21 protein-coding genes and 1 pseudogene are annotated in these 20,771 nt (G+C 69.7%); 13 read left to right on the top strand and 9 right to left on the bottom strand.

Annotated features, from left to right (window positions below):
* Positions 1-109: 109 nt before the first annotated feature.
* The 4 genes and pseudogenes from H5965_RS04575 to H5965_RS04560 all read right to left on the bottom strand — a co-directional run.
* Entirely contained in the window at positions 110-859 is a 750-nt protein-coding gene (locus H5965_RS04575) for a VWA domain-containing protein (RefSeq protein WP_310968034.1), read from the bottom strand.
* Between the two features lie 233 nt (positions 860-1,092).
* On the bottom strand, positions 1,093-1,413 hold the full coding sequence (locus H5965_RS04570; protein WP_310968033.1) for a hypothetical protein: 321 nt from the start codon (positions 1,411-1,413) through the stop codon (positions 1,093-1,095).
* Positions 1,410-2,000 (bottom strand): toll/interleukin-1 receptor domain-containing protein, encoded by a 591-nt coding sequence (locus H5965_RS04565; RefSeq protein WP_310968032.1) that lies wholly within the window; start codon positions 1,998-2,000, stop codon positions 1,410-1,412. Before H5965_RS04565 ends, H5965_RS04570 begins: the two co-directional genes overlap by 4 nt.
* 132 nt (positions 2,001-2,132) lie before the next feature.
* A pseudogene (locus H5965_RS04560) lies at positions 2,133-2,411 on the bottom strand (N-acetyl-glucosamine transferase); the annotation flags it as partial.
* Positions 2,412-2,501: 90 nt separating this feature from the next.
* Between H5965_RS04560 and H5965_RS04555 the strand changes: the two are divergent.
* The 3 genes from H5965_RS04555 to H5965_RS04545 all read left to right on the top strand — a co-directional run bounded on the left by H5965_RS04555 (position 2,502) and on the right by H5965_RS04545 (position 4,616).
* Entirely contained in the window at positions 2,502-2,681 is a 180-nt protein-coding gene (locus tag H5965_RS04555; RefSeq protein WP_310968031.1) for a hypothetical protein, read from the top strand.
* 29 nt (positions 2,682-2,710) lie between these two features.
* Positions 2,711-3,220: a histidine phosphatase family protein gene (locus H5965_RS04550; protein WP_310968030.1), complete on the top strand. Its 510-nt coding sequence runs from the start codon at positions 2,711-2,713 to the stop codon at positions 3,218-3,220.
* Positions 3,221-3,314: 94 nt separating this feature from the next.
* Positions 3,315-4,616: an alginate lyase family protein gene (locus tag H5965_RS04545; RefSeq protein ID WP_310968029.1), complete on the top strand. Its 1,302-nt coding sequence runs from the start codon at positions 3,315-3,317 to the stop codon at positions 4,614-4,616.
* A gap of 87 nt (positions 4,617-4,703) precedes the next feature.
* Here H5965_RS04545 and H5965_RS04540 read toward each other — a convergent pair whose 3' ends face one another.
* The 3 genes from H5965_RS04540 to H5965_RS04530 form a co-directional block, all read right to left on the bottom strand.
* Positions 4,704-5,420 (bottom strand): trypsin-like serine protease, encoded by a 717-nt coding sequence (locus tag H5965_RS04540; protein WP_310968028.1) that lies wholly within the window; start codon positions 5,418-5,420, stop codon positions 4,704-4,706.
* A gap of 207 nt (positions 5,421-5,627) precedes the next feature.
* Positions 5,628-5,999 carry a hypothetical protein gene (locus H5965_RS04535; protein WP_310968497.1) on the bottom strand — a complete coding sequence of 124 codons (372 nt, stop codon included), beginning with the start codon at positions 5,997-5,999 and terminating at the stop codon, positions 5,628-5,630.
* Positions 6,000-6,021: 22 nt separating this feature from the next.
* A complete protein-coding gene (locus H5965_RS04530) occupies positions 6,022-6,387 on the bottom strand; it encodes a hypothetical protein (protein ID WP_310968027.1) in 366 nt (121 codons plus the stop codon).
* 445 nt (positions 6,388-6,832) lie between these two features.
* On the opposite strand from H5965_RS04530, the gene lanKC reads away from it, so the two are divergent.
* On the top strand, positions 6,833-9,397 hold the full coding sequence (gene lanKC / locus H5965_RS04525) for a class III lanthionine synthetase LanKC (protein WP_310968026.1): 2,565 nt from the start codon (positions 6,833-6,835) through the stop codon (positions 9,395-9,397).
* Positions 9,398-10,096: 699 nt separating this feature from the next.
* Here lanKC and H5965_RS04520 read toward each other — a convergent pair.
* A complete protein-coding gene (locus H5965_RS04520; protein ID WP_396136858.1) occupies positions 10,097-10,510 on the bottom strand; it encodes an acyl-CoA thioesterase in 414 nt (137 codons plus the stop codon).
* On the bottom strand, positions 10,504-11,835 hold the full coding sequence (locus H5965_RS04515; RefSeq protein WP_396136857.1) for a hydroxyacid-oxoacid transhydrogenase: 1,332 nt from the start codon (positions 11,833-11,835) through the stop codon (positions 10,504-10,506). The genes H5965_RS04520 and H5965_RS04515 overlap by 7 nt, the downstream gene beginning before the upstream one ends.
* An 84-nt stretch (positions 11,836-11,919) precedes the next feature.
* On the opposite strand from H5965_RS04515, the gene H5965_RS04510 reads away from it, so the two are divergent.
* The 9 genes from H5965_RS04510 to H5965_RS04470 all read left to right on the top strand — a co-directional run bounded on the left by H5965_RS04510 (position 11,920) and on the right by H5965_RS04470 (position 20,755).
* A complete protein-coding gene (locus tag H5965_RS04510; RefSeq protein WP_310968495.1) occupies positions 11,920-13,578 on the top strand; it encodes a thiamine pyrophosphate-dependent enzyme in 1,659 nt (552 codons plus the stop codon).
* Positions 13,579-13,792: 214 nt separating this feature from the next.
* Positions 13,793-13,963: a hypothetical protein gene (locus H5965_RS04505; RefSeq protein ID WP_310968024.1), complete on the top strand. Its 171-nt coding sequence runs from the start codon at positions 13,793-13,795 to the stop codon at positions 13,961-13,963.
* Positions 13,964-14,169: 206 nt separating this feature from the next.
* Entirely contained in the window at positions 14,170-14,373 is a 204-nt protein-coding gene (locus tag H5965_RS04500) for a cold-shock protein (protein ID WP_004563013.1), read from the top strand.
* 64 nt (positions 14,374-14,437) lie between these two features.
* Positions 14,438-14,662: a heavy-metal-associated domain-containing protein gene (locus H5965_RS04495; RefSeq protein WP_310968023.1), complete on the top strand. Its 225-nt coding sequence runs from the start codon at positions 14,438-14,440 to the stop codon at positions 14,660-14,662.
* Between the two features lie 220 nt (positions 14,663-14,882).
* On the top strand, positions 14,883-15,917 hold the full coding sequence (locus tag H5965_RS04490; RefSeq protein WP_310968022.1) for an NAD(+)/NADH kinase: 1,035 nt from the start codon (positions 14,883-14,885) through the stop codon (positions 15,915-15,917).
* Positions 15,914-16,654, top strand: a complete 741-nt coding sequence (locus H5965_RS04485; RefSeq protein ID WP_310968021.1) for a thiamine pyrophosphate-dependent enzyme — start codon at positions 15,914-15,916, stop codon at positions 16,652-16,654. The genes H5965_RS04490 and H5965_RS04485 overlap by 4 nt, the downstream gene beginning before the upstream one ends.
* A gap of 97 nt (positions 16,655-16,751) precedes the next feature.
* Positions 16,752-18,014 carry a GAF domain-containing protein gene (locus H5965_RS04480; RefSeq protein WP_310968020.1) on the top strand — a complete coding sequence of 421 codons (1,263 nt, stop codon included), beginning with the start codon at positions 16,752-16,754 and terminating at the stop codon, positions 18,012-18,014.
* Positions 18,015-18,032: 18 nt separating this feature from the next.
* Positions 18,033-19,154, top strand: a complete 1,122-nt coding sequence (locus H5965_RS04475) for a histidine kinase (protein ID WP_310968019.1) — start codon at positions 18,033-18,035, stop codon at positions 19,152-19,154.
* Positions 19,155-19,345: 191 nt separating this feature from the next.
* On the top strand, positions 19,346-20,755 hold the full coding sequence (locus H5965_RS04470) for a hypothetical protein (protein WP_310968018.1): 1,410 nt from the start codon (positions 19,346-19,348) through the stop codon (positions 20,753-20,755).
* The last annotated feature ends 16 nt before the right edge of the window (positions 20,756-20,771 follow it).

Raw genomic sequence — 20,771 nt, 5'->3', positions numbered from 1 at the left:
GCAGGCTCGGCGGGCGGCTCCCCCGCGGGGAGTTCGCGGGCCGCCCGGCCGGGCTCCCCGACGGCGGGGGAGCCACGGCCACCCACGAGCGGCGGTCGCGGACCCCGGCTCACATCCAGTCCCCGGCGTCGCCGAACTGGGTGTCCATGCCCTGGGCCGGCTGCGGGGTGACGATCTGCGGCGCGCCGGCCGCGACCGACTGCCCGGAGCTGAGCGCCGTCTGGCCGATGACCTCGGTCATCGCCCGGAGGATTTCGCGCACATTGGACGAGCGGGACAGGAACCAGCGGCCCTTGGTCTTCCCGAAGTTGGGGTAGGCGAGCGCGCGTATCACGTCTTCGGGCGCATCCCGGAACCCGAACGGCACGAAGTACGGGAAGGCTTTGTTCCCGGTGCCGGACTCCGGGTCGTAGGCGAACAGCGAGCGGAACGTCGTGAGGTGGTCCCGGTCGCCGGGAGCGCCGTCGGTCAGGAAGAAGACGCAGGGCCGGTAAACCCGCATGCCCTGGCCCTTCAGGCGCGCGCGGTCGGCGTCGAAGGCCCGTTTGAATTCGTGGAAGGCCGCGCCGTAGCTCGTGCCGCCACTGGCCTGCAGCGCGGGCACGTTGACCTCGCTGGGCGGGCACAACGGTACGACGGTCGTGGCCGTGTGGTTGAAGGTGATGATGCCGAGCATCACCAGGTCGTCCACCACCGGGTCTTCGAGGATCGCCTGCACCATGTCGTCGAGTGCGGTGCGAAGTTCACCGATGTCGCCCGACATCGAACTGGAGACGTCGACGATCAGGTAGAAGGGCATGATCATCTGTCCGTCCGAGGCGGACGTGTCGGACACGGTTTCGCTGGAGACCTGGGTCATCGCTTTCTCATGCCTTTCGATTGCCGGGCTGTTGCCGGGAGGATTGCACGCGGCTCGGAGGTGTTCAAAGGAAAAATGGTCAATGTCAAGATTTTGTCGTCTTGACAGAGTGGGATTATCGATATTCGTGCTTGCTGGTTGGAAAGTAATCAGCCTCGCGCCGGCTTTTGTTTATGGGGAAGTTATGGAATGTACATTCCTTCAAGACCGTCCCCGTCTCGCCGGGCGCGACTTCACCGGCCGCGGAACCACCTGCGGACCAGGCTGCCGGTGATGGCCAGCAGGAAAAGGGAGATCCCGGCCCGCCACATGTCGCCCGCGCTGTCCGGACGTCCGGTGTAGGCGGCGGAACCGTAGAAGAAGAACGCGACGTCCAGCGCGAGGAAGACCAGCACTGTCCAACCGGTCCAGTTGCGAGCCTTCCGGGCGGAGTAGTACGTGTTGTTGGTGGTGTTGATCTGGTTGCCGCCCTGGTTGACGTAGCCGGTGCTGTGCGGGCCGAAGTGGTTCTGCTGGTTGTTGTTCGGACCGCCGGGGTGTTGCGGTGTGCTCATCTCCGCCTCCGCTCGTCGTCGGGCCGGACGGTGATCACCTGGTGGCCCTGGTTCACGTAGACGGTGCTCCGGTCGGCGTTGATCGTCTGGGTGTTCCGTCCGGGTTGCACGGATGAGGGTTCGTGTCCCGCGGTGTCATCGGGCAAACCGTCGATCAGGCCGCGCACGTCGCTTTCGAAGCTCCGGTGCCGCACTTGCCAGAAGGTGTGCACGCACAACGGCGTGAGCTCGATGGGCAGGTCCTCGGGGCGGGGAAGCGGAGTGCCGTCGAGGAGAACCGGGACGACGGGGATCCGGCGCTCGAACGCCATCCGGAGTTCGGTCCGCACCCAGTCGCCCGGAGCGTCGAGCCGGCGGCGCCCGGACTCGTCACGGACGTCGAGCCACCGCGAACCGATCAGCGCCAGGACGACGTCGCACCGCTCGAGTGCGCGGCGGATCTTCGCGGGGTACACCTCGCCGAGCTGCAACGAGTCGCGATCCCGGAAGACGTTTCCGGTGCCGTAATGGCGGGCGAGCCGATCTGCGATCGCTGCAGCGACGTGAACGCTGTCGGCAACCCGGTAGCTGATGAACAGTCTTGGCACGGCACGCCCTTCAGGCTCATATCACCTTGTTCGGGCAGGTCGTCGGAACTGGTCCTCGGTTTGTTACAGGTGATCGACTGTTTACCGGTGAAGGAGTGCCGCGGAGTCCCGAATGGACAAATAGTGGACAGTTCACCGATCCAAGGCGACGACCTTCGAGTTGTCCTGCTCGGTGTTCCGGCGCGTATTCGACCACCCGTTGCGACGGCGAATGAGTCGGAAAACCGCCCGCCACGCCGTTATGTAGAAGGTGTAGATGTAACACGCATGCCCGAGCCGTACGCGATTCCGCGCCCCGCCGGTGAATCACGCCCACACCGCAGCCGGCTCGGTGACCGCGGGGGTTGTCAGCAGTATCGACGGGTACACGACGCTGCCCAGCAGTTGCATCCACGGCTGGGCCAGGTAGTGGGTTTCGGGCAAGACCCTCGGTGGTTTGCCCGCGGCGGTGGCGGGGCTGCCGAGCGCGAGGCGCGCAGCGACAGCCCGTCGCTGTCTTCAGTGCCCAGTGGCGGTGTGCTGCCGCAGGTCAAGTCGCCTCACATCGCGCTGCCGGGTGTGCCCAGCGCGCCGAGGGCGGACGTACCGGTGGTCCCGGTGGTGTCCGGGACGGCGGGCAGCAGCCCGCTGTCGCCGGCGAAGCAGCCGCGCATCTCGGTGCTGGGCCTGCCACTGCGGTAGCGGTCGGCTTCGCCGTTAGGGTGACGGGCATGGACGCGACCAGGTGGCTCATCGTGGTCCGGCACGCGAAGTCGGACTGGTCGGAGGGCTTGCCCGACCACGAGCGGCCGCTGGCGCCGCGCGGCCTTCGCGATGCGCCGCGGCTCGGCCGGTGGCTCGCGGCGGAGGGGCACGTGCCCGACCTGGTCGTCTGCTCCACCGCGCGTCGCACGCGGGAAACCTGGCGGCACGTGAGCGGCGAACTGCCCGCGCCGCCGCCCGTCGAGTACGACGACGATCTCTACGGCGCCGACGTCCCCGAGTTCCTGAATGCCGCTCGCCGGACGCCGGCTGACGTCACCAGGCTCGCGCTGGTCTCGCACGAGCCCGGCGTCAGCGACCTGACCTTGCACCTGGCCGGTCACGGCGAAGAGACGTCGCCGATCCAGGCCAAGTTCCCCACCGGGGCCGCGGCCGTGCTGGCGACGACGGATCCGTGGGACGCGCTCCGCACCGCCCGGCTCGTCGCCTTCTTCCGGCCGCGGGACTTCGCCGGCTGACTTGGTCTGAACCAGGCATTGCTTCGCCCGTGTTCACATGCGTACGCTCCATTCACTCACAGGTCTGATGTTCATATTTGTGAATGGAGCGGACATGGTTTTCCGCCACACCGTCGTGGCCGCGCTCGCCGCGCTCGGCCTCGTCGCTTCTTTCGCCGCGCCGGCCGAAGCCGCGCCGCGACCCACCGGCTGCACCGTCCCGGTCATCGGGCCGGTGTGCGCACCCGCGACCGCCGTCCTCGACGGCAAGCAGCTGCTTCGCACGAAGTTCGCCGCGCTCGTCGGCGAAAAGACGTCCCGTACGGCCCTGAACAACCTGCTGACGGCGGCCAAGACCGACCTGACGGCAGGGCCGTGGAGCGTCACGTCCAAGAAACAGGTCCCGCCCAGCGGGGACAAGCACGACTACCTCAGCCTGGCGCCCTATTGGTGGCCGACGACGCAACCGACCGCGGAGAACCCGTGGGGCTGCCCGTTCGTGCAGCGCGACGGCCAGCGCAACCCGATCGTCGACGAGATCACCGACCACGCCTACCGCGGCGAAGCGTTCGCCGCGATCTACCGGCTGTCGCTCGCCTGGTACTACACCGGCGACGCGCGGTACGCCCAGCGCGCGTCGCTCGACCTGCGCACGTGGTTCCTCGACGCGGCCACGAAGATGAACCCGAACATGAACTTCGCCCAGGGCATCCCGTGCAAGGTGGACGGCCGCGGCATCGGCATCATCGAGTTCGCCTACACGCTGAGCCAGGTCGTCGACGCCACCGCGATCCTGGCCACCGGCGCGCCCGGCTGGACGAAGTCCGACCAGGCCGGCATGACGGGCTGGTACACGCAGTTCCTGGACTGGCTGCGCACCAGCAAGAACGGGACTGACGAGGCGAAGGCCCAGAACAACCACGGCAGCTTCTACGACATGCTCGCCGCGGCGCTCGCTCTCGGCACGGGCCAGCGGGATCTGGCCGCGTCCATCGCTCGCGACGCCGGGCCCAAGCGGATCGCACCGCAGATCCAGGCCGACGGCCTGCAGCCGCAGGAGACGAGCCGGACCCGCAGCTGGCACTACTCGGCGTTCAACCTGGTCGCCCTGACACGGCTGGCGCAGATCGGCACGCACGTCGGCGTCGACCTGTGGCACTACACGGCACCGAGCGGCGCGACGCTGTTCGGCGCGGTCGACTTCCTGATCCCGGGAGCGACGCAGGGGCAGCAGGCGTGGCCGTACCCCGAGCTGGACTTCCGGCCGTACGCGGCGCTGGACGTCCTCCACGCGGCGGCCGACGCGGGCGACCGCGCCGCGCGCACGGCGTTGCCGCGGGTGCCGGTGCAGCCGGGCGGCGACCTCTACCCGGTGCGGCCGGCCGCGGAACAGCTCGACGACATTTCGACGTCCTGACGTGGCGACGTCGTGACGGCGTGACGGCGTGACGGCGTGACGGGAAAGGGCCCGGCCATTTGCGGCCGGGCCCTTTCTTGCCGGGAATCAGACGCCGGCCACCTGCGAAATCCAGCTGCGATAACGCGTGATGTTCGTGTAGGCGGTGTTGTTCGACCGGTCACTGGTCGACGCCACGCCGACCTGACGGCCGGAGGCGAACATCGGGCCACCGGAGTCACCGCCGGCGGTGATGCCGTTGACGCGGTTCGCGCACACGGCCACGCCACCGGTGTAGTCGCTGCAACCGATCGAGTTCACCCGCACGGTCGCGACCTTGAGGTAGCGCGACTGGCAATTGATCTCGGAGCCGCACTGGCTCGTCGCGCCCCAGCCGTAGACCGAGACGTTCTGCCCGACCGAGACGTCACCGACGCTGCCGAGGGGCGAATAGGTGGCGTTCACCGAGGTGGTGAGCCGGACGATCGCCAGGTCGGCGGAGCCGGGGTAGCGCGTGATGGTGGAGCCGGTGGCCATCGTCCCGCCGCTCGACTGGTCCAGGCTGCCGATGCGGAACGTGTAGGTGCCGGAGCTGCTGACGCAGTGCTTGGCGGTGAGGATGTACTGCGGGGCGATGATCGTCGCGGTGCAGTTCTGCTGGCCGTTGACGAACAGCCGGGCCGCCCAGGGCCCGCTGGTGGCGGTGCTGCCGCCGATGATCGACGGCTGGGCCTGCGGGGTGCTGTCGGCGGCCGCCGGACCGCCGAGGCCGACGACGGCCAGTGCGGTGCTCGCGGCCAGCAGGACGAACTTGCCGAATTTCACGCTCACTCCTTTTCACGCGGGGGAGAACCGCGTGGGGAAAGCCGGTGGGGACCGAACTCGAAGATTGTCCGAGTTTCCGGCTAATGTCCGGAACCGACGAAAGTCGCCGGTCGAATCCGTATTTATTTCCCGGAGTGGGCTACGTGCAGTACCCGTACTGTTCCGCGCTCTTGGGTGGCGCTCTTGGTCCTTGGTCCTTGGCCGGCTTCAGGCGGCGACGTTCACCGGGGCGGTCTTCCGCAGCCAGTACAGCCCGACGACCGGCAGGACCAGCGGGATGAAGAGGTAGCCCTCGCCGTAGACGGACCAGACGGTCGGGTGCCGGAAGGCGGCCGCGTCGACGAGGCTCAGCGTGCCGATGGTCAGCACGCCCAGGAGTTCGATGGAGCAGGCGACGAGGGCCACCCGCCACCAGCCGTCCCCGCGCCGGGCCAGCGCGACGGTCGCGACGATGTAGACGACCGCGGCGAACGCCGACAGCAGGTAGGCGAGCGGGGCTTCGTGGAACTTCGTGCCGATCTGGACGCCGGCCCGCGACGTCGCGGCCAGCGCGAAGATCGCGTACACGGCGACGAGCACCCGTCCGGGGCCGCTGGCCGTCCTACGCTGTTGCTCCACTCCACACCTCGTTTAGTCGCAGCACCATCACGGGGACGGCCAGGCAGGCAATGCCGAGCACGGCGGTGCTCGACCGGCTCCGCTCGGCCAGCGCCCAGGCCGCCCCCACGGGCAGCACGACCAGGCAGCCGATCAGGTAGGCCAGGTAGGTCGCCAGGCTGCCAGGCCGGTCACCACTGGCGAGCAGGACGATCCCGATCACCAGCTGAACGACCAGGAGCAGCTCGAGGACCGCGAGCGCGATCAGGAGCGGGTTGTCCGGAAGCCGGTTCCGAGCCGACTGGACGAAGCTCCAGAGCGCGACGAGCGTGGCAGCCACGGCGACCGTCACGGCGAATCCGAAGATCACCCGTTCCTCCTTCCGGTCCGCGCCGTCAACTTACTCCGTGGTACTGGCGGGGTCGGCTGCCGAGGTGCCGCAGGCGTGGCGTGGACCGCCCGTCGCGCCCCTGCGTCCACAGTGTTCCCGACATGTTCGTCTCCTATCGAGAAAATAGATCACGGATCGGCCTTGATGGCATTCTGCCAATTCGGCTGAGGATTTGGGGTCGCCCTCCGGTGGACCTGCGTAAACGTCGGAAAGATCTTCACGTTACACCACTATGGTGTGGTGATCGGACTGGACAAAATCACCCTCGGTTCGTCTAGCGGCTGGTAGACGCCTTTTTTGCCTACCTCGGATAGCCCAGTCGAACCGCCGGATTGGCGGATTGGCCCAGAGCTGTCCGGCATGGGGGAATATTCTTCGTCCCGGGACCGTGGTGTCCAGGGGATCGCACGGAGGGGTATCTCGGATGGACCTGCGCTACGAAGCATTTTGCTTCGCCGACCCGTTGTTCTACGACGAACAGCAGGAAAACGGCGCGCCGGCCGAGAATTTCACCACGATGTTCCGGGTGCCGGACACCGGTTGGGTGACCACCGACCGTGGAGTGTGGCGCACCGTGCGCCCGGCTGGCCACGTCCTTCCGGCTCAGGGCTGGCAGATCCACGTTTCCGCTGGCTTGGACAACGCTGGCCGGCTACTCGCGCACGTCTACGAGTCCTGTATCGAGCATGCGGTCGCCTACAAGCACCTCCGCTCACTGCTGACTCTGCTCGCGCGGAATTCGAAATACGCGCCTGGCGACGGCGGGGTCGAGCTGGCCACCATTTACCCGGTCGACCACAACGAACTGGAGCGAGTCCTCACCGACCTGTCACCGCGGCTGGAGGCAGAGCACGGTCCCGGTATTCCGAGCGGCTTGCGGTACGGCGACGGTCCCCTCTACGTGCGTTACGGCGGATTCGCCGACCAGTGGGTGGAACACAGCGGCAATCGGGTCCCGGCAGTCCGCAAGCCGGATGGCCGGCTGGTTCCGGAGAAGCGCGAGCCGACGTTCTCCGTGCCCGACTGGGTCAAGCTGCCGCCCTGTTTGCGAAACAGCTTGCCCACAGGCCAAGGAGGTGCCGCGGCCCGATTCCCGTACCGCATGGTGAAGCCGCTGCACGTCTCGAACGGCGGCGGCACCTACCTCGCCGACCCCAAGACGGGCGGCGACCAGTTCGTCCTCAAGGAGGCCCGCTCACACGGGGGTCTCGACGAGGCGCGCATCGACGCCGTCGAGCGGCTGCAACGAGAGCACGAGATGCTCGGTCGGCTCGCCGGTATCCCCGGTGTGCCGCAGATCGTCGAGCAGTTCGCCGTCTCTGAGCGCCACTACCTGACCACGGAGTACCTGCCGGGTATCTCGTTGGCCAGCTGGCTGACCCGCAACTACCCGCTGACCAGGAGCAACACAACAACCGCCGACCTCGCCGCCTACGCAGGGCGCGCGCTGGACATCATCGCTCGAGTGGAGAAGACGATCGCGGAAGTTCACGCCCGCGGCATCGTCGTGGGCGAGCTGCATCCCTCGAACATCCTGATCGACGAGGACGACCACGACCGCATCTCCCTGACCGACTTCGGGTCGTCATTCGACGCCGAAGTCGATGATCGCCCGGCCCCGGGCACACCCGGCTTCCGTGCTCCGGCCGACCGCACTGGGTTCGAGGTCGACGAGCACGCGCTCGCAGCGTTGCGACTGTGGCTGTTCCTGCCGCTATTGCCGCTGGCGGAGCTCGCTCCGGTAAAGCTGCGCCGGATCGCTGACTTCGTAGAACACCGGTTCGCGCTGCCCGAGGGGTACGCCGATGCCGCAGTTGCGGTGCTGGCCCCGCGTGACGTCTCCGCGGAGCCGGCACCGGTCCACACCGAGCTCGACCACGACAAACCGGACTGGCCGCTCGTCCGCAAGCAGATCACCGAGGCGATCTTGGCCAGCGCCACCCCGTCGCGCCAGGATCGGCTGTTCCCCGGCGACGTCGAACAGTTCACCGTCGGCGGTGTGTGCTTCGGTGTCGGTGCCGCTGGCGTGCTGCACGCGCTCGACGTCGCCGGCGCCGGCCGCTTCCCCGAGCACGAACGCTGGCTGATCGATGCAGTCCGTCGTGAGCCGCCGACCCGGCCCGGGTTCTACGACGGTAGCTCCGGCATCGCCTACGTGCTCGAGAACTTCGGGTATCACGACCAAGCCAGCAAGCTGCTGGCGTCTTCCGCGCGGCTCGTCGAGCAGACGAGCGATCACTCCCTGGAGAGCGGTCTGGCCGGCATCGGGCTGACCATGCTGCATTTCGCGACGGTCCGTCAGGACAACGAGTACGGCCGCCAAGCGCTGGCGACGGCCGTCCGGCTGGCCGAGGCGCTCGAGACTGCGGCGCCGCCCGGCCATTCGGCTCGTGCCGGCCTACTGTCCGGTTGGGCCGGGCCTGCGCTGCTGTTCATCCGGCTCTTCGAACGCACCGGCGAGCCGGCCTGGCTCTCGTTCGCCGACCAGGCGCTGTGCCGCGACCTCGAAGAATGCATCGAAGCCGACGACGGCTCGCTTCAGGTCCGAGACGGCGTCGCCCGGACGTTGCCGCACATCGGCGTCGGCAGCGCAGGGATCCTCCTGGTCACCGAACAGCTGGCTCGGCACCGGCCGGACGCAGAGGCCGGTGACAGCCTTCCCGCATTGCGCGAGGCGTGCCTCGGCGAGTTCGTCCTCCACCCCGGCCTGCTCAACGGCCGGTGCGGACTGGCGGTCGCACTGGCTGCCAGCGCAGATGCGGAGCAGCCGGGCCGCGCGGAGGCGATTGATCGGCAGCTGGCGTGGCTGGGTTGGTACGCGGTGCCGTACAAAGGCGGCCTCGCGTTCCCGGGCAACCGGTTGCTGCGCCTCTCAATGGACGTCAAGACCGGCGGGGCGGGGATCCTCCTTTCTCTTGCTTCGCTCTTTGACGGCAAGGAAGTGCTGCCCTTCCTGGGCGGCATACCCTCCTCGGGGCCTGGTCGCTGAGCGGGACCGCCGCAATCGCCGGGCCATTCAGCAGAACCACTTGCCGTCGTTGGTATGCGCGGCGATTGTTCGTGCAGGCAGCCGGCCTCCCCGTGTCGGGAGGCGGCTGACTGCGGCAGTGGTGCGGTCCGCCGGCGGGGCGCCTTCCGGCGACGGACCGCGACCACTACCAGGCCGTTGCAGCGGGGATTTCAGTCGTCGGCGGGGCGCCTGCCGGCGACAACTTCGTCATCTCCACCTGGCCACAAAAGGCGGTGGCGCGTCCGCTCCCGGGGCGTCTGCCGGAAGCGGACGCGCGACCACCACTTTTGGCCCACTTCTGTGTTCGGGTGCCGTGACCGCCGCAGGGACGCCTGCCGGCGACGGGTCCGGGACCACTTTCGAGCCGTCTGCTCACCACTCTGCCGCCGCAACCGGATCGACGCCTAGGTCGCCATCCGTGTTACTAGCCGATCCGGTAAGGAAACAGCCCGTCCACTGTGGACCGATCTCATGCGCTTTCCAGCCTATCGCCGTCGCGGGGGTGCGGAACCCCTCGTGGCGAATCTGTGGACAACTCGCCGATGATCGGTGGCCTTGTGGACAACTCGGGCCGGATCGCCCGGTTCTGTCGGGGCCGTCGTGCATGATCGGAAGCGCAGGAAGACAAGGCCTGGAACCCGCACCGTCGAAGGGAGGTGAAACGAACGGCGGTGCGCGTCATCCAGGTTGCAGTGCCTCCAACGCCTCGCGGAGTTTACCGGAAACCGGCGTTGGTCGGCGGGACTCGCGGTCTACGAAGACGTGCACGAAGTGCCCTTCGGCGACCAGGGATTCGTCGGCTGCATACATGCCGATTTCGTAGCGGACGCTGGACTTCCCGAGGTGCGCGACCCGCAACCCGACCCTCAATGAACCAGGAAAGGACACCGATGCGTGATACCCGCAATGCGACTCGACGCACAGCCCGATCACCGCCCCGGCTTCGATGTCGAGGCCTCCTTGCTCGATGAGCCACGTGTTGATCACGGTGTCCATCAGCGAGTAGTGGACGACGTTGTTCACGTGCCCGTAGACGTCGTTGTCCTTCCAGCGCAACGGAACCGTCTGCCAGTGCGGGTACTCGCTCACCACAGCGACACCGACTCGCGCAGGATGCCCGACAGGTCGTCGGCGGAGGCCTCGCGTGGCGCGGTGGCCAGCAGGCGCTGCTGCTTGAGCGTTCCCTCGACGAGGGAGTCCACATCGGACTCCGCGTAGCCGACGGCACCGATGCCGTCCGGGATGCCGATCTGGCGCATCAGGTCGATCAGCACCGCGGGCAGGTGGTCGGCGAAGTCGCCGGGCCACTCGAAGTCGGGCGCCAGGAGGCGTGCGACTCGCAAGTGACGGTCCGGGGCCGCGTCGAAGGTGAAGCGGAAGGCGGCGGGCGCGGTCAGCGAGACCGCCATGCCGTGCGGGACCATGGGTTCTTCGCCTGGGTACCCGTCCGGGTGGAAATCCCTGACCTGGCCGGCGATCGGATAGGCGTTCGCGTGGGGGATGTGCACGCCGGCGTTGCCGAAGCCGAGGCCGGCGAACGTCGCGGCCAAGGCCATGGCTTCGCGGGCCTTGAGGTCGGAACCGTCGCGCACGGCGGCCGGGAGGGCCCACGACAGCAGCCGGAGGGACTGCTCGGCGAACATGTCGGCCAGTGGGTTCGAGCCGCAATACGGCACGCGCTGCTCCGGGCGCTTGCGGTCGAACTCGGTGTATGGCTTGGCGGTATAACTCTCTGCCGCGTGGCAGAGGATGTCCATGCCGCTGGCGGCCGTCACGCCGGGTGGCTGGCTGACCGTGAGCCGCGGGTCGACGACGGCCAGGGTCGGGCGCAGCCGCAGGTGGCTGATTCCGCTCTTGACGCGCAGGGACAGCACGTCCAGGACGCAGACCGTGGTGCTCTCCGAGCCCGTGCCGGTGGTGGTGGGGACCGCGACCAGCGGCTTGAGCGGCTGGGCCGGTGCTCGGCCGCCGCCGACGGGGGCGTTGACGTAGTCCATCAGGTCGCCGTCGTTGCTCGTCAGGAGGTTGGCCGCTTTGGCGGTGTCGATGGCGGACCCGCCGCCGACGGCGACGAAGGCGTCGTACGGACCCGTTCCGCGGGCGAAGTCAACCGCCTTCTGCATGCTGACATCGGTGGGTTCGACGTGTACGCCGTCGAAGATCTCGGTCTCGATGCCGTAGCCCGCGATGCCGTCGGCTATGCGGCGGGGCCAGCCGGTCGCGGCCACCTGAGGATCCGTCACCACGAGCACGCGGTGGGCGCCGTACTGGGTGAGGTCGTAGCCGATCTCGTCGCTGGCGCCGGTGCCGTACTTCAACGCCGGTGCGCCATAAGTAAAAACAGTTTCATGTTCGGTTGCGGCCAAGTCGGTGGTCCTCGCTCCCTTGATCGGCTTGCAGTCGGTCAAAGCGGACATTCGGCCTATCCTTGTCCGGTTTCGGTGAAGATCACTTGACTGCACTGAACGGTGCCCGCCTAAGCTCTCCTCATTAGATACCAACTGGGAGCGACCGTCGCCCAGACGGCCGTGCGGATCCTGACCGAGGCGCGTGTCCGCCGCGTGTACGCGGTGGTCGGTGAGTCCTTCCTGGAACTGCTCGACGCCCTGCAGCGGGAGCGGGAGATCACGCTGGTCTCGGCGCGCCACGATGCCGGCGCGGCGTTCATGGCGGAGGCCGAAGGGAAGCTCACCGAACGTCCTGCCGTGCTGCTCGCGAGCCGGGGGCCGAGTGCGGCGAGCCTGGCCATCGGCGTCCAAACGGCGTACCAGGACGAGACGCCGATGGTCGTGCTGCTGGAGACGCCGGCGACCGAGCCGGTGTGGTCGTCGTCGGGGGAGCTGCCGACGTCGGATCTCACGGCCATGTTCGAGTCGATCGCCAAGTCGACATTGCGGGTGACCGACCCGGACGGGCTGCCGGGACTGCTCGCGCACGCGCTGACGACGTCGCAGGAAGGGCGGCCGGGGCCGGTCGTGCTCGGCGTGCCCTGCGACATCTGGGGGATGCCCTACGACGCGGCGAAGCCGATGGCGCGGGTGCGGCCGCCGGCGTCCGGGACGCTGGGCCGTTCGGCTGACGCCGTGGCGCAGCTGGTGGACGAGGCGAAATATCCCGTGGTCATCGTCGGCGGGCGGGCGCGGTCGGCGCGGGACGAGCTGATCGCCGTCGCCGATGAGCTTGCGCTGCCCGTCTACAACGCCTTCCGGCGGCAGGACGCCTTCCCGGAAAACCACGCCCGGTACGCCGGTCACCTGGGCCTGGGCATCCCGGCGCGGCAACTGGACGCGCTCGAGCGCGCGGACCTCGTGCTCGCGCTCGGCACCCAGCTCGACGAGGTGACCACCCAGGCCTACCGCTACCCGACCGCGCAGCAAACGCTGGTCATGGTCGGCACCGGCATCGACGTCAGCCCGAAGCGGCGGGGACTCACCTTCCGCGTCGACTCCGAGGTCGAACCGTTCCTGCGGGAGCTGCGGGAGGTGGCGTCGCCGCGGACGCGGCGGGCCTCGGCGGCGAATGCGGCCGTCCACACCTTCATGACCCCGCCCGACACCAGCGGGAACACGCGGGTGCACCCCGTCGACGTCGTCCGCGCACTGCGGAAGCTCGCGCCCGAGGACACCATCGTGACCAGCGACGCCGGCAACTTCGCGCAGTTCATGCACCGCTACTGGTGCTTCACCGCGCCGCGCAGCCAGCTCGGTCCGAGCAACGCCGCCATGGGTTACGCCGTTCCGGCCGCCGTCGCGGCGAAACTGGCGGAGCCGCGGCGGACCGTCGTGGCCATGGTGGGGGACGCCGGGACGCTCATGACCGGCCAGGAGATCGAAACGGCCGTGCGGTACCGGGCGCCGGTCATGGTGGTCGTCTTCCAGAACGGCGTCCACGGCGCGCTCGCCATGCACCAGGCGCGCACCTACGGCCGGCTCACCGGGGTCTCCATCCCGCTGACCGACTTCGCTTCGTGGGCGCGTGGGCTGGGCGCGGCCGGGTACACCGTGGACGATCGTGAAGAGCTCGAGCCGATCATCGCCAGCGCTCTGGTGCGGCAGCGGCCGTGCGTCATCGACGTGCGGACGGACCCCGATGTCGTGACCCCGGACGTGCGGCTCTCGGCCCTGCTCGGGCAGGCGCGTCCGCAACCTCCCGCCCAGTAACGGTTTTTGCTCTGTTTCGTTCCGGAAAAGCTGGGAATGTCGTGTGGTAGCAGGGCGTTGGCTCAGGTAGCCTGACGGTGTTCCGGTGGTGGTTCGCCGCTGAACCTTCCGGGCCGGGTCCCGGCGGGAGACAACCGGTTTCTGTCGGTGCCGCATGGCACCATCACGGTCATGACCCGCGCCGAAGCGGGCAGGGAACGAGGGGAGTTTCGACGTGACCGATCACCAGCACGCATCCGAACCGCGGAAGTCCTCCGGCGTCGTACCGGTGCTGTTCAGCGCCAGCTCAGAGGCCCACGACGACGCCGTGGTCGCCGCCGATCGGGACGCCGCCTGGCGCTCGCCGTTCGCCACCGAGGGGCTGCGCCCGGCGAGTGGCGAATAGCTCACCCCGCCCGGGTGAAGATGGCTTGTCCGCCCTGGTCAAGGTGTGCTTTACTGCTTATGGTCTCGACTTTTGTGTTCGTGATGAGTCACGCTCGCAGAATTCAGCGGGCGTAGTGTCTCCTCGCCGAGGAAGCAAACCGTCCGGGTGCTGACCCGGGTCGCCGAAGTGGCTTCCTGTTTTGGTGTTACACATGGAGATTTTTGATGACTCAGGGCACTGTGAAGTGGTTCAACTCCGAGAAGGGGTTCGGCTTCATCACCCCCGACAACGGTGGCGGCGACGTCTTCGTTCACTACAGCGAGATCCAGGGTAACGGCTTCCGTACCCTCGAGGAGAACGCTCGCGTCGAGTTCGAGATCGGCCAGGGCCAGAAGGGCCCGCAGGCCACGTCGGTCACCGTGATCTGACTTTGATCTTGGGAAAGGGCCGTCACCCGTTCGGGGTGGCGGCCCTTTTCGTACGCTGCGGACCATGATCGAGCACGGATACACCGTTTCCGGCATGAACTGCGGCCACTGCGCCCAGTCGGTGACCGAGGAAATCGCGGCGCTGCCCGGAGTGGCCGAAGTGGACGTCGACGTCGCGGCCGGCCGGGTGCTCGTGCGAGCCGAAACCGCACTGGCCGAGGACGACGTCCGGGCCGCGGTCCGCGAGGCGGGCTTCACCTACGAGGGTGTCGCCGACCTGGTCCGGTAGCTCGTCGGCGGAATCTTGCCTCGGTTGGTTCTTCCCCGCCCGCCGCTCCGGGTTGGACTGTCCACTGGAGATCACTGAGTGAGACGCGCAGTGTGATCTCCGTCGCTTCGGCCGCATACACACGCGAAGACTGCAACCCCACCACTGCAACGCCCTGCAACCCTTTCGCTCCGCCCGATCACGGAGTCTCCTGTTCTCCGGTGAAAGAACGGGAGGTCAGGTGGGTGAAACGGTGGCGGGGATCGTCGCGAACCCCGCTTCGGGGCGGGACATCCGCCGGCTGGTCGCGCAGGCGTCGGTGTTCCCCACCGCGGAGAAGGCGAACATGGTCCAGCGGCTGCTGGCGGCGTTCGCCGTCACCGGGCTCGACCGGGCCCTCGTCTCGACCGACCTCGGCGGCATCTCCGCCGCGGTCCTGCGCGCCCTCGGGCGTGGTGGCTCCTGGCCGAAGGTCGACTTCTGTGAGGACGACGCTCTCACCGGTACCGCCGCGGACACGACGAACGCCGTGCGTCGCATGGTCGAGGCCGGCGCCGGGGTCATCGTCGTCCTCGGCGGGGACGGGACGGCCCGGGTTGCCGCCAAGGCCTGCGAAGACGTTCCGCTGCTCGCCCTCTCCACCGGGACCAACAACGTCTTCCCGCAGGTGCGGGAGGCGACCGTCGCCGGCCTGGCCGCGGGGCTGATCGCCACCGGACAGATCGACCCGGACCTCGTCACCCACCGCGTCAACGTGCTCGAAGTCGTCACCAAAGCCCGCAGGGAAATCGCGCTCGTCGACGTCTGCGTGTCGCTGAGCAGGCACATCGGGGCGCGGGCGCTGTGGGACCCCTCCTCGCTCACCGAGCTGTACTGCACCTTCGCCGAGCCGGACGGAATCGGCCTCACGAGCGTTCCAGGCCAACTGTGTCCCAGCCCTCGGTCGAGCCCGGACGGCGTCGCGCTGCAGCTCGGGCCGGTCGGGGAGACGCCGTACGTCGTGCATGCGCCGATCGCACCTGGGCTCGTGCGGCCGGTCGGCGTGCGCGGCTGGGGGCTCCTGCGGCCGGGGGTGCGTGTCGAGCTCGCTGCGGCGGGCGGTGTCATCGCTCTCGACGGCGAACGGGAACTCGAACTCAAAACCGGCGAGAGCGCGTTCGTGGAGCTCAAACCTGACGGGCCTTGGGTCGTCGACGTCCGGGCCGCGATGGCGGAGGCGGCGCGAAAAGGGCTCCTGCGCACGGACACCGAACCGGGGAAGGAGCGCCGGAGATGACGGACGCCCTCCAGGGTGCGTATCGCGTGATGCGGACCATCCGGGCCGTCGAAGAGCAAGTCCGCGCGAGCGGGCACCCCTACGCCGGCGAGGAAGCCCTGGCCGCGGGCGTCTGCCTCCACCTCGACAGCCGTGACGCCATCGCCGGCACGCACCGCCGGCACGGGCACCGCATCGCCAAGGGCGTCGACGTCCGGGCCGTCCTGGCCGAGATCCGGCACGACCGGCTGCTCACCACGAACACACGAGGCGGCGTCCCGCTGCTGATCTGCGGTGCCGCGATCGCCGCGAAACAGCAGGACCTCGGCGGCGTCGGCGTCGCCTTCCTCGGCGACGGCCCCGGCACGACGCTCGAGGCCTTGAACCTCGCGTCGGCCTGGCACCTCCCCGCCATCTTCGTCACCGAGGACACCGGTTACGCCGATCGGGTGGCCGGGCTCGGCGTGCCCGGGGTCGTCGTCGACGGATCCGACTTCTTCGCCGTGCACGAAGCGGCCGGAGAAGCGGTCGGCCGGGCCCGCGCCGGCGGGGGACCGACGCTGATCGAGGCCGGCTTCCCCCGGCACGTCGGGGACTGCCTCCAGCGGTTCCGCACCCGCGTCACCGACAGCGGTGAGCTGCGCGAACAGGTCCTCGACGCGATCGACGCCGAAGTCGCCCGGCTCATCCAAGCCTCGATCTCCGCCCCGAACTCCGCCCCGGACGAGCTGGAAACCGACGTCTACGTCTCGTACTGACCGCACGAACGTCCGAAGGAAACCGCGACGTGCGCCACCTACCGATCATCCGGCCGAAACGGCAGACTCCCAGGAGGTACAGCACAAGGAGCGGCGGTTGGGGCAGCGAGACCTCGAGGCGGCGTTGCCGGCCGGGGCGGATCCCCGGCGGCACGCCCGTGTCCTCGCGCAGGTGCACGAAGCGGCCCTGAACGGCCAGGCGCTGCCCAGCAAGCTGCGTCCCGTCATCGGCGCGTCCTGGCAGCGGATGCGCCGGCTCGGCATGGACCCGGACAGCCGGGCCGCCGCGCCCGTCCTGAGCTTCGAGCAGCTGGAAACCCGTCGCCGCGCGAGCGGGCTGGCCGACGCGCTGCCGATCCTGCGCGGCGGCCTGATCAGCCTCGCCGAACAAGCCGCGCACATCATGGTGATCGCCGACGCCGGTGGTGCCGTCCTCTGGCGGGACGGCAGCGCCGCGGTCCGCCGCCGCGCCGACCGGCTCGGGTTCGTCGAAGGCGTCGACTGGCAGGAGGAAGCCGTCGGCACCAACGCGATCGGCACCGCGCTCGTCGCGCGCAGCCCGATCCAGGTCTACTCGGCCGAACATTACGTCCGTGCGCAGCACTCCTGGACCTGCGCGGCCGCGCCGCTGCACGACCCGCGCGACGGCAGGCTGCTCGGCGTCGTCGACCTCTCCGGGCCGGCCTCGACCGTCCACGCGACGACGTTGGCGCTGGTCGACGCCGTCACGCGGCTCGCGGAAGCCCAGCTGCGCACCACCCACCGCACCGAACTGGAGAGACTGAGGGGCTTCGCCGTCCCTGTCCTCGCGAAGGTCGGCGGACGCGCCATGGTGGCCGACGAACACGGCTGGGTCGCCGCGGCCGCCGGGCTCGCGCCGGTCGACCGGGTCGCGCTGCCCACCGGCCTCGGACCCGGACGGGCCTGGCTGCCCGCGTACGGCGGCTGCTCGGTCGAGCCGGTCCCCGGCGGCTGGCTGCTCCGGCTGACCGAGAACGACGCCGCGCCGCCCACCCGCGTCGTGCTCGACGTCCGGTCGCCGCGCGAGCCCGAGCTCACCGTGGCCAGCGCGGCCGGGACCTGGACGCACCGGCTCAGCCCGCGCCACGCCGAAGTCCTCTACGTGCTGGCGAGCCACCGCGACGGCCGGTCGGCGTCCGAGCTGTCGGCCGACCTGTTCGGCGACGCCGGCCGGACCGTCACCGTCCGCGCCGAAATGTCCCGGCTGCGACGGCACTTCGGCGGCATCCTCGGCGCGAAGCCGTACCGCTTCGCCGACGACGTCGAGGTGGTCGTCCGGCGGCCGGCGGACCCCGAAGCTGTGCTCCCGCACTCGCTCGCCCCGGCAATCCGCGGCTGACCGGCGGCGAAGAAGAACGTGCCGAAACGCCTGCCCGACACCATCGCGCCGAGCTGGCTGGTGGTGCAGCTGCTCGGCACGCTCTTCTTCGCCGCCACCCTGCTCACCGCCCGCGAAACCGACCCGCGCGTCTGGACCGCGTACGGCGTCGCGACCGCGGGCTGGCTGGGCTTCGTCCTGCAGACACGGCGGCGGCCGAAAACGGCGGCCACGTTGCTCGCCGCCGCCAGCGCCGTGCCGGCGGCGATCATCGGCTGGGCGGGGGACTCGTCGGCCATCCTGCTGTCCGTCATCGCCCTCGGCCGGCTCGCCACCCTCACCTCGGTCAGCGTCGGCACGATCATCGCCACCGGCCTCCTGGACGTCGCGCTGGCCGTGACGTCGCACGCGCTCGCCGGCCACTCCCTCGGCGAGTCGCTCGCCGACGCCGGCGTGATGCTGCTGCTGGTGCTGCTCGGGCTCAACCGCCGCCAATACGAGGTACAGGCGACGCAGAGCCAGGCGCTGCTGGAGCAGACGCGGCTCGCCCAGGCCGAACACGCCCGCGCCGCCGCGCTCGACGAACGCACCCGGATCGCCCGCGAACTCCACGACGTCCTCGCGCACTCCCTTGGCGCGCTGGGAGTTCAGCTCGAACTCGCCGAGGCGCTGCTGACCCAGAAGTCCGATGTGGACGGTGCACTGCGCTCGGTCCGGCGCTCGCGGAGTCTCGCCGCCACCGGGCTGGCCGAGGCGCGCGACGCCGTCGCCGCGCTGCGCCAGGATGTCCCGCCGCTCACCGAAACCCTCGCCGCGGTGGCCGCCGCGCACGCCCGCGACCACGGTGTCACCGTGGACTTCGCCGCCGACGGCGCGCCCCGGCCGCTCCCGTCCGCGGCGGTCGTCGCCCTGGCCGGGATCGCCCGGGAAGCCCTGACCAACGCCGGTAAGCACGCACCCGGCGAGGACATCCGGATGCGGCTGAGCCACGCGCCCGGCGTCGTCCGGCTCGACGTCCGCAACACGCTCGCGGCGTTCACCCGGACAGGTGAAGGATTTGGCCTGGCCGGCATGCGCGAGCGGCTCGCCCTCGCCGGCGGAACGCTGACGTCGGGCCCCGAAGACGGCCACTGGCGCGTCCTGGCGGAAGTCCGGACCTGATCACCGGTGTGCCCGGGAACACATCCGCCCAGATCACGTGCTGATGACAGCGGGCGGTGCCGGTGGCTGCGCCCGCGGCGACTCGGCTACCTTCTGCGGGTACGGCTCACAGCGATCTTTTTCGGGGGCTCCGGGAGGCGAAGCCCCCGGCCTGGGGCGATGCCCCGGATGGCAGGGGGAGGAATTCGGGGATGACCAGCACCGCGACGGCCCCGGCGCCCGCGCCGGGAGCTCCGCCGTCGCCACCGGACAACCGCGACCGCGCCGGGGGCCGCAGCGGCCTGCTCGGGCTGCTCGACCTGCCGGGCCAGGGGGTCCGCGCGGTCATCCGGTCGGCCGCGACCACGCCCGGCCGGCTCACCGTGATCGCCGTCGGGCTGGTGCTGCTGGCGCTGGTCGCCGGGCTCGTCGCGACGCTGTCGGTGCAGGACCGCGACGACACGATCAGCGGCGTCATCGACCGCCGCGAGCCCCTGGCCGCCGCGTCGCAGCAGGTCTACCGCTCGCTCTCGGACGCCGACGCGACCGCCGCGAGCGCGTTCCTCTCCATCGGCACCGAGCCGCCCGAGCTCCGCCAGCGCTACGAGCGGGACATCGCCGAAGCCGGCGCGGCGCTCGCCAAGGCCGCGTCCGACAGCGCGGACGTCGCCGCCGCGGCCGCCCCGGTCGACACGCTGAACCAGCAGCTGCCCGTCTACACCGGGCTCGTCGAGACGGCCCGGGCGAACAACCGGCTCGGCTACCCGGTCGGCGCGTCCTACCTGCGCGAGGCGTCCGAGCTGATGCGGGCGAAGATCCTGCCCGCCGCCCAGGACCTCTACCGCGTCGACACCGAGCGGCTCATCGAAGAACAGGACAGCGCCACCGGATTCCCGTGGCTCGCCACGATCCTGGTGGTCGCCTTGCTGGCCGCGCTGATCGTCGCCCAGGTCTACCTGACCCGGCGCACCAACCGGCTGCTCAACGTCGGGCTCGTCGTCGCGACGGCCGCCGTCGTGGTGTCGCTGCTGTGGGGCGCGGTCGCGCTGATCGTCCAGGGCAGCCTGGTCGGCAGCGGCCAGGACGACGGTTCGCACCGCGTCGACGTGCTCGTCCGCGCGCGGATCGCCGCGCTGCAGGCCCGCGCCGACGAAACGCTGACGCTGGTCGCCCGCGGCGACGGCGGGTCGTACGAGAAGGACTTCAGCGCCAAGGCGGTCCAGCTGGTCGGCGAAGACGGCCAAGGGGGTCTCCTCGGCGAAGCCCGCGGCCTGATCAAGGACGGCGCCGGCGCCACGAAGATCGCCGACGCGTCGGCGGCCGCGACAGACTGGCTGAAGGCGCACCGGCAGGTGCGCGCCCAGGACGACGCCGGGGCGTACCAGGAAGCCGTCGACTCCGCCGTGCAGGAAGACGCGAAAGGTGGTTCCGCACCGGCGTTCCGGCGGCTCGACGACAGCCTCCAGGCGGCCATCGACGTCGGACGGCAGGACTTCGTCGACGACACCCACAATGGCGACCGCGCACTGACGCTCCTCGCCCCCGGCTTGGCCGTGCTGGCGATCGTCGCCGCGGCGGGTGTCACCATGGGGATCCGGGAGCGACTGAGGGAGTACCGGTGAACAGGCGCGGGAACAC

The sequence above is a fragment of the Amycolatopsis sp. 505 genome (assembly GCF_031625235.1).
Classification (GTDB): domain Bacteria; phylum Actinomycetota; class Actinomycetes; order Mycobacteriales; family Pseudonocardiaceae; genus Amycolatopsis.
This window is presented reverse-complemented; position numbering and strand designations above follow the sequence as displayed.

Coding starts and splice junctions, on each gene's coding strand:
- H5965_RS04500 (WP_004563013.1), top strand. CDS start 14,170: ATGACTCAGGGCACTGTGAAGTGGTTCAACTCCGAGAAGGGGTTCGGC.
- H5965_RS04470 (WP_310968018.1), top strand. CDS start 19,346: ATGACCAGCACCGCGACGGCCCCGGCGCCCGCGCCGGGAGCTCCGCCG.
- H5965_RS04550 (WP_310968030.1), top strand. CDS start 2,711: ATGGACGCGACCAGGTGGCTCATCGTGGTCCGGCACGCGAAGTCGGAC.
- lanKC (WP_310968026.1), top strand. CDS start 6,833: ATGGACCTGCGCTACGAAGCATTTTGCTTCGCCGACCCGTTGTTCTAC.
- H5965_RS04570 (WP_310968033.1), bottom strand. CDS start 1,413: ATGAGCACACCGCAACACCCCGGCGGTCCGAACAACAACCAGCAGAAC.
- H5965_RS04545 (WP_310968029.1), top strand. CDS start 3,315: ATGGTTTTCCGCCACACCGTCGTGGCCGCGCTCGCCGCGCTCGGCCTC.
- H5965_RS04515 (WP_396136857.1), bottom strand. CDS start 11,835: ATGTCCGCTTTGACCGACTGCAAGCCGATCAAGGGAGCGAGGACCACC.
- H5965_RS04485 (WP_310968021.1), top strand. CDS start 15,914: ATGACGGACGCCCTCCAGGGTGCGTATCGCGTGATGCGGACCATCCGG.
- H5965_RS04575 (WP_310968034.1), bottom strand. CDS start 859: ATGACCCAGGTCTCCAGCGAAACCGTGTCCGACACGTCCGCCTCGGAC.
- H5965_RS04495 (WP_310968023.1), top strand. CDS start 14,438: ATGATCGAGCACGGATACACCGTTTCCGGCATGAACTGCGGCCACTGC.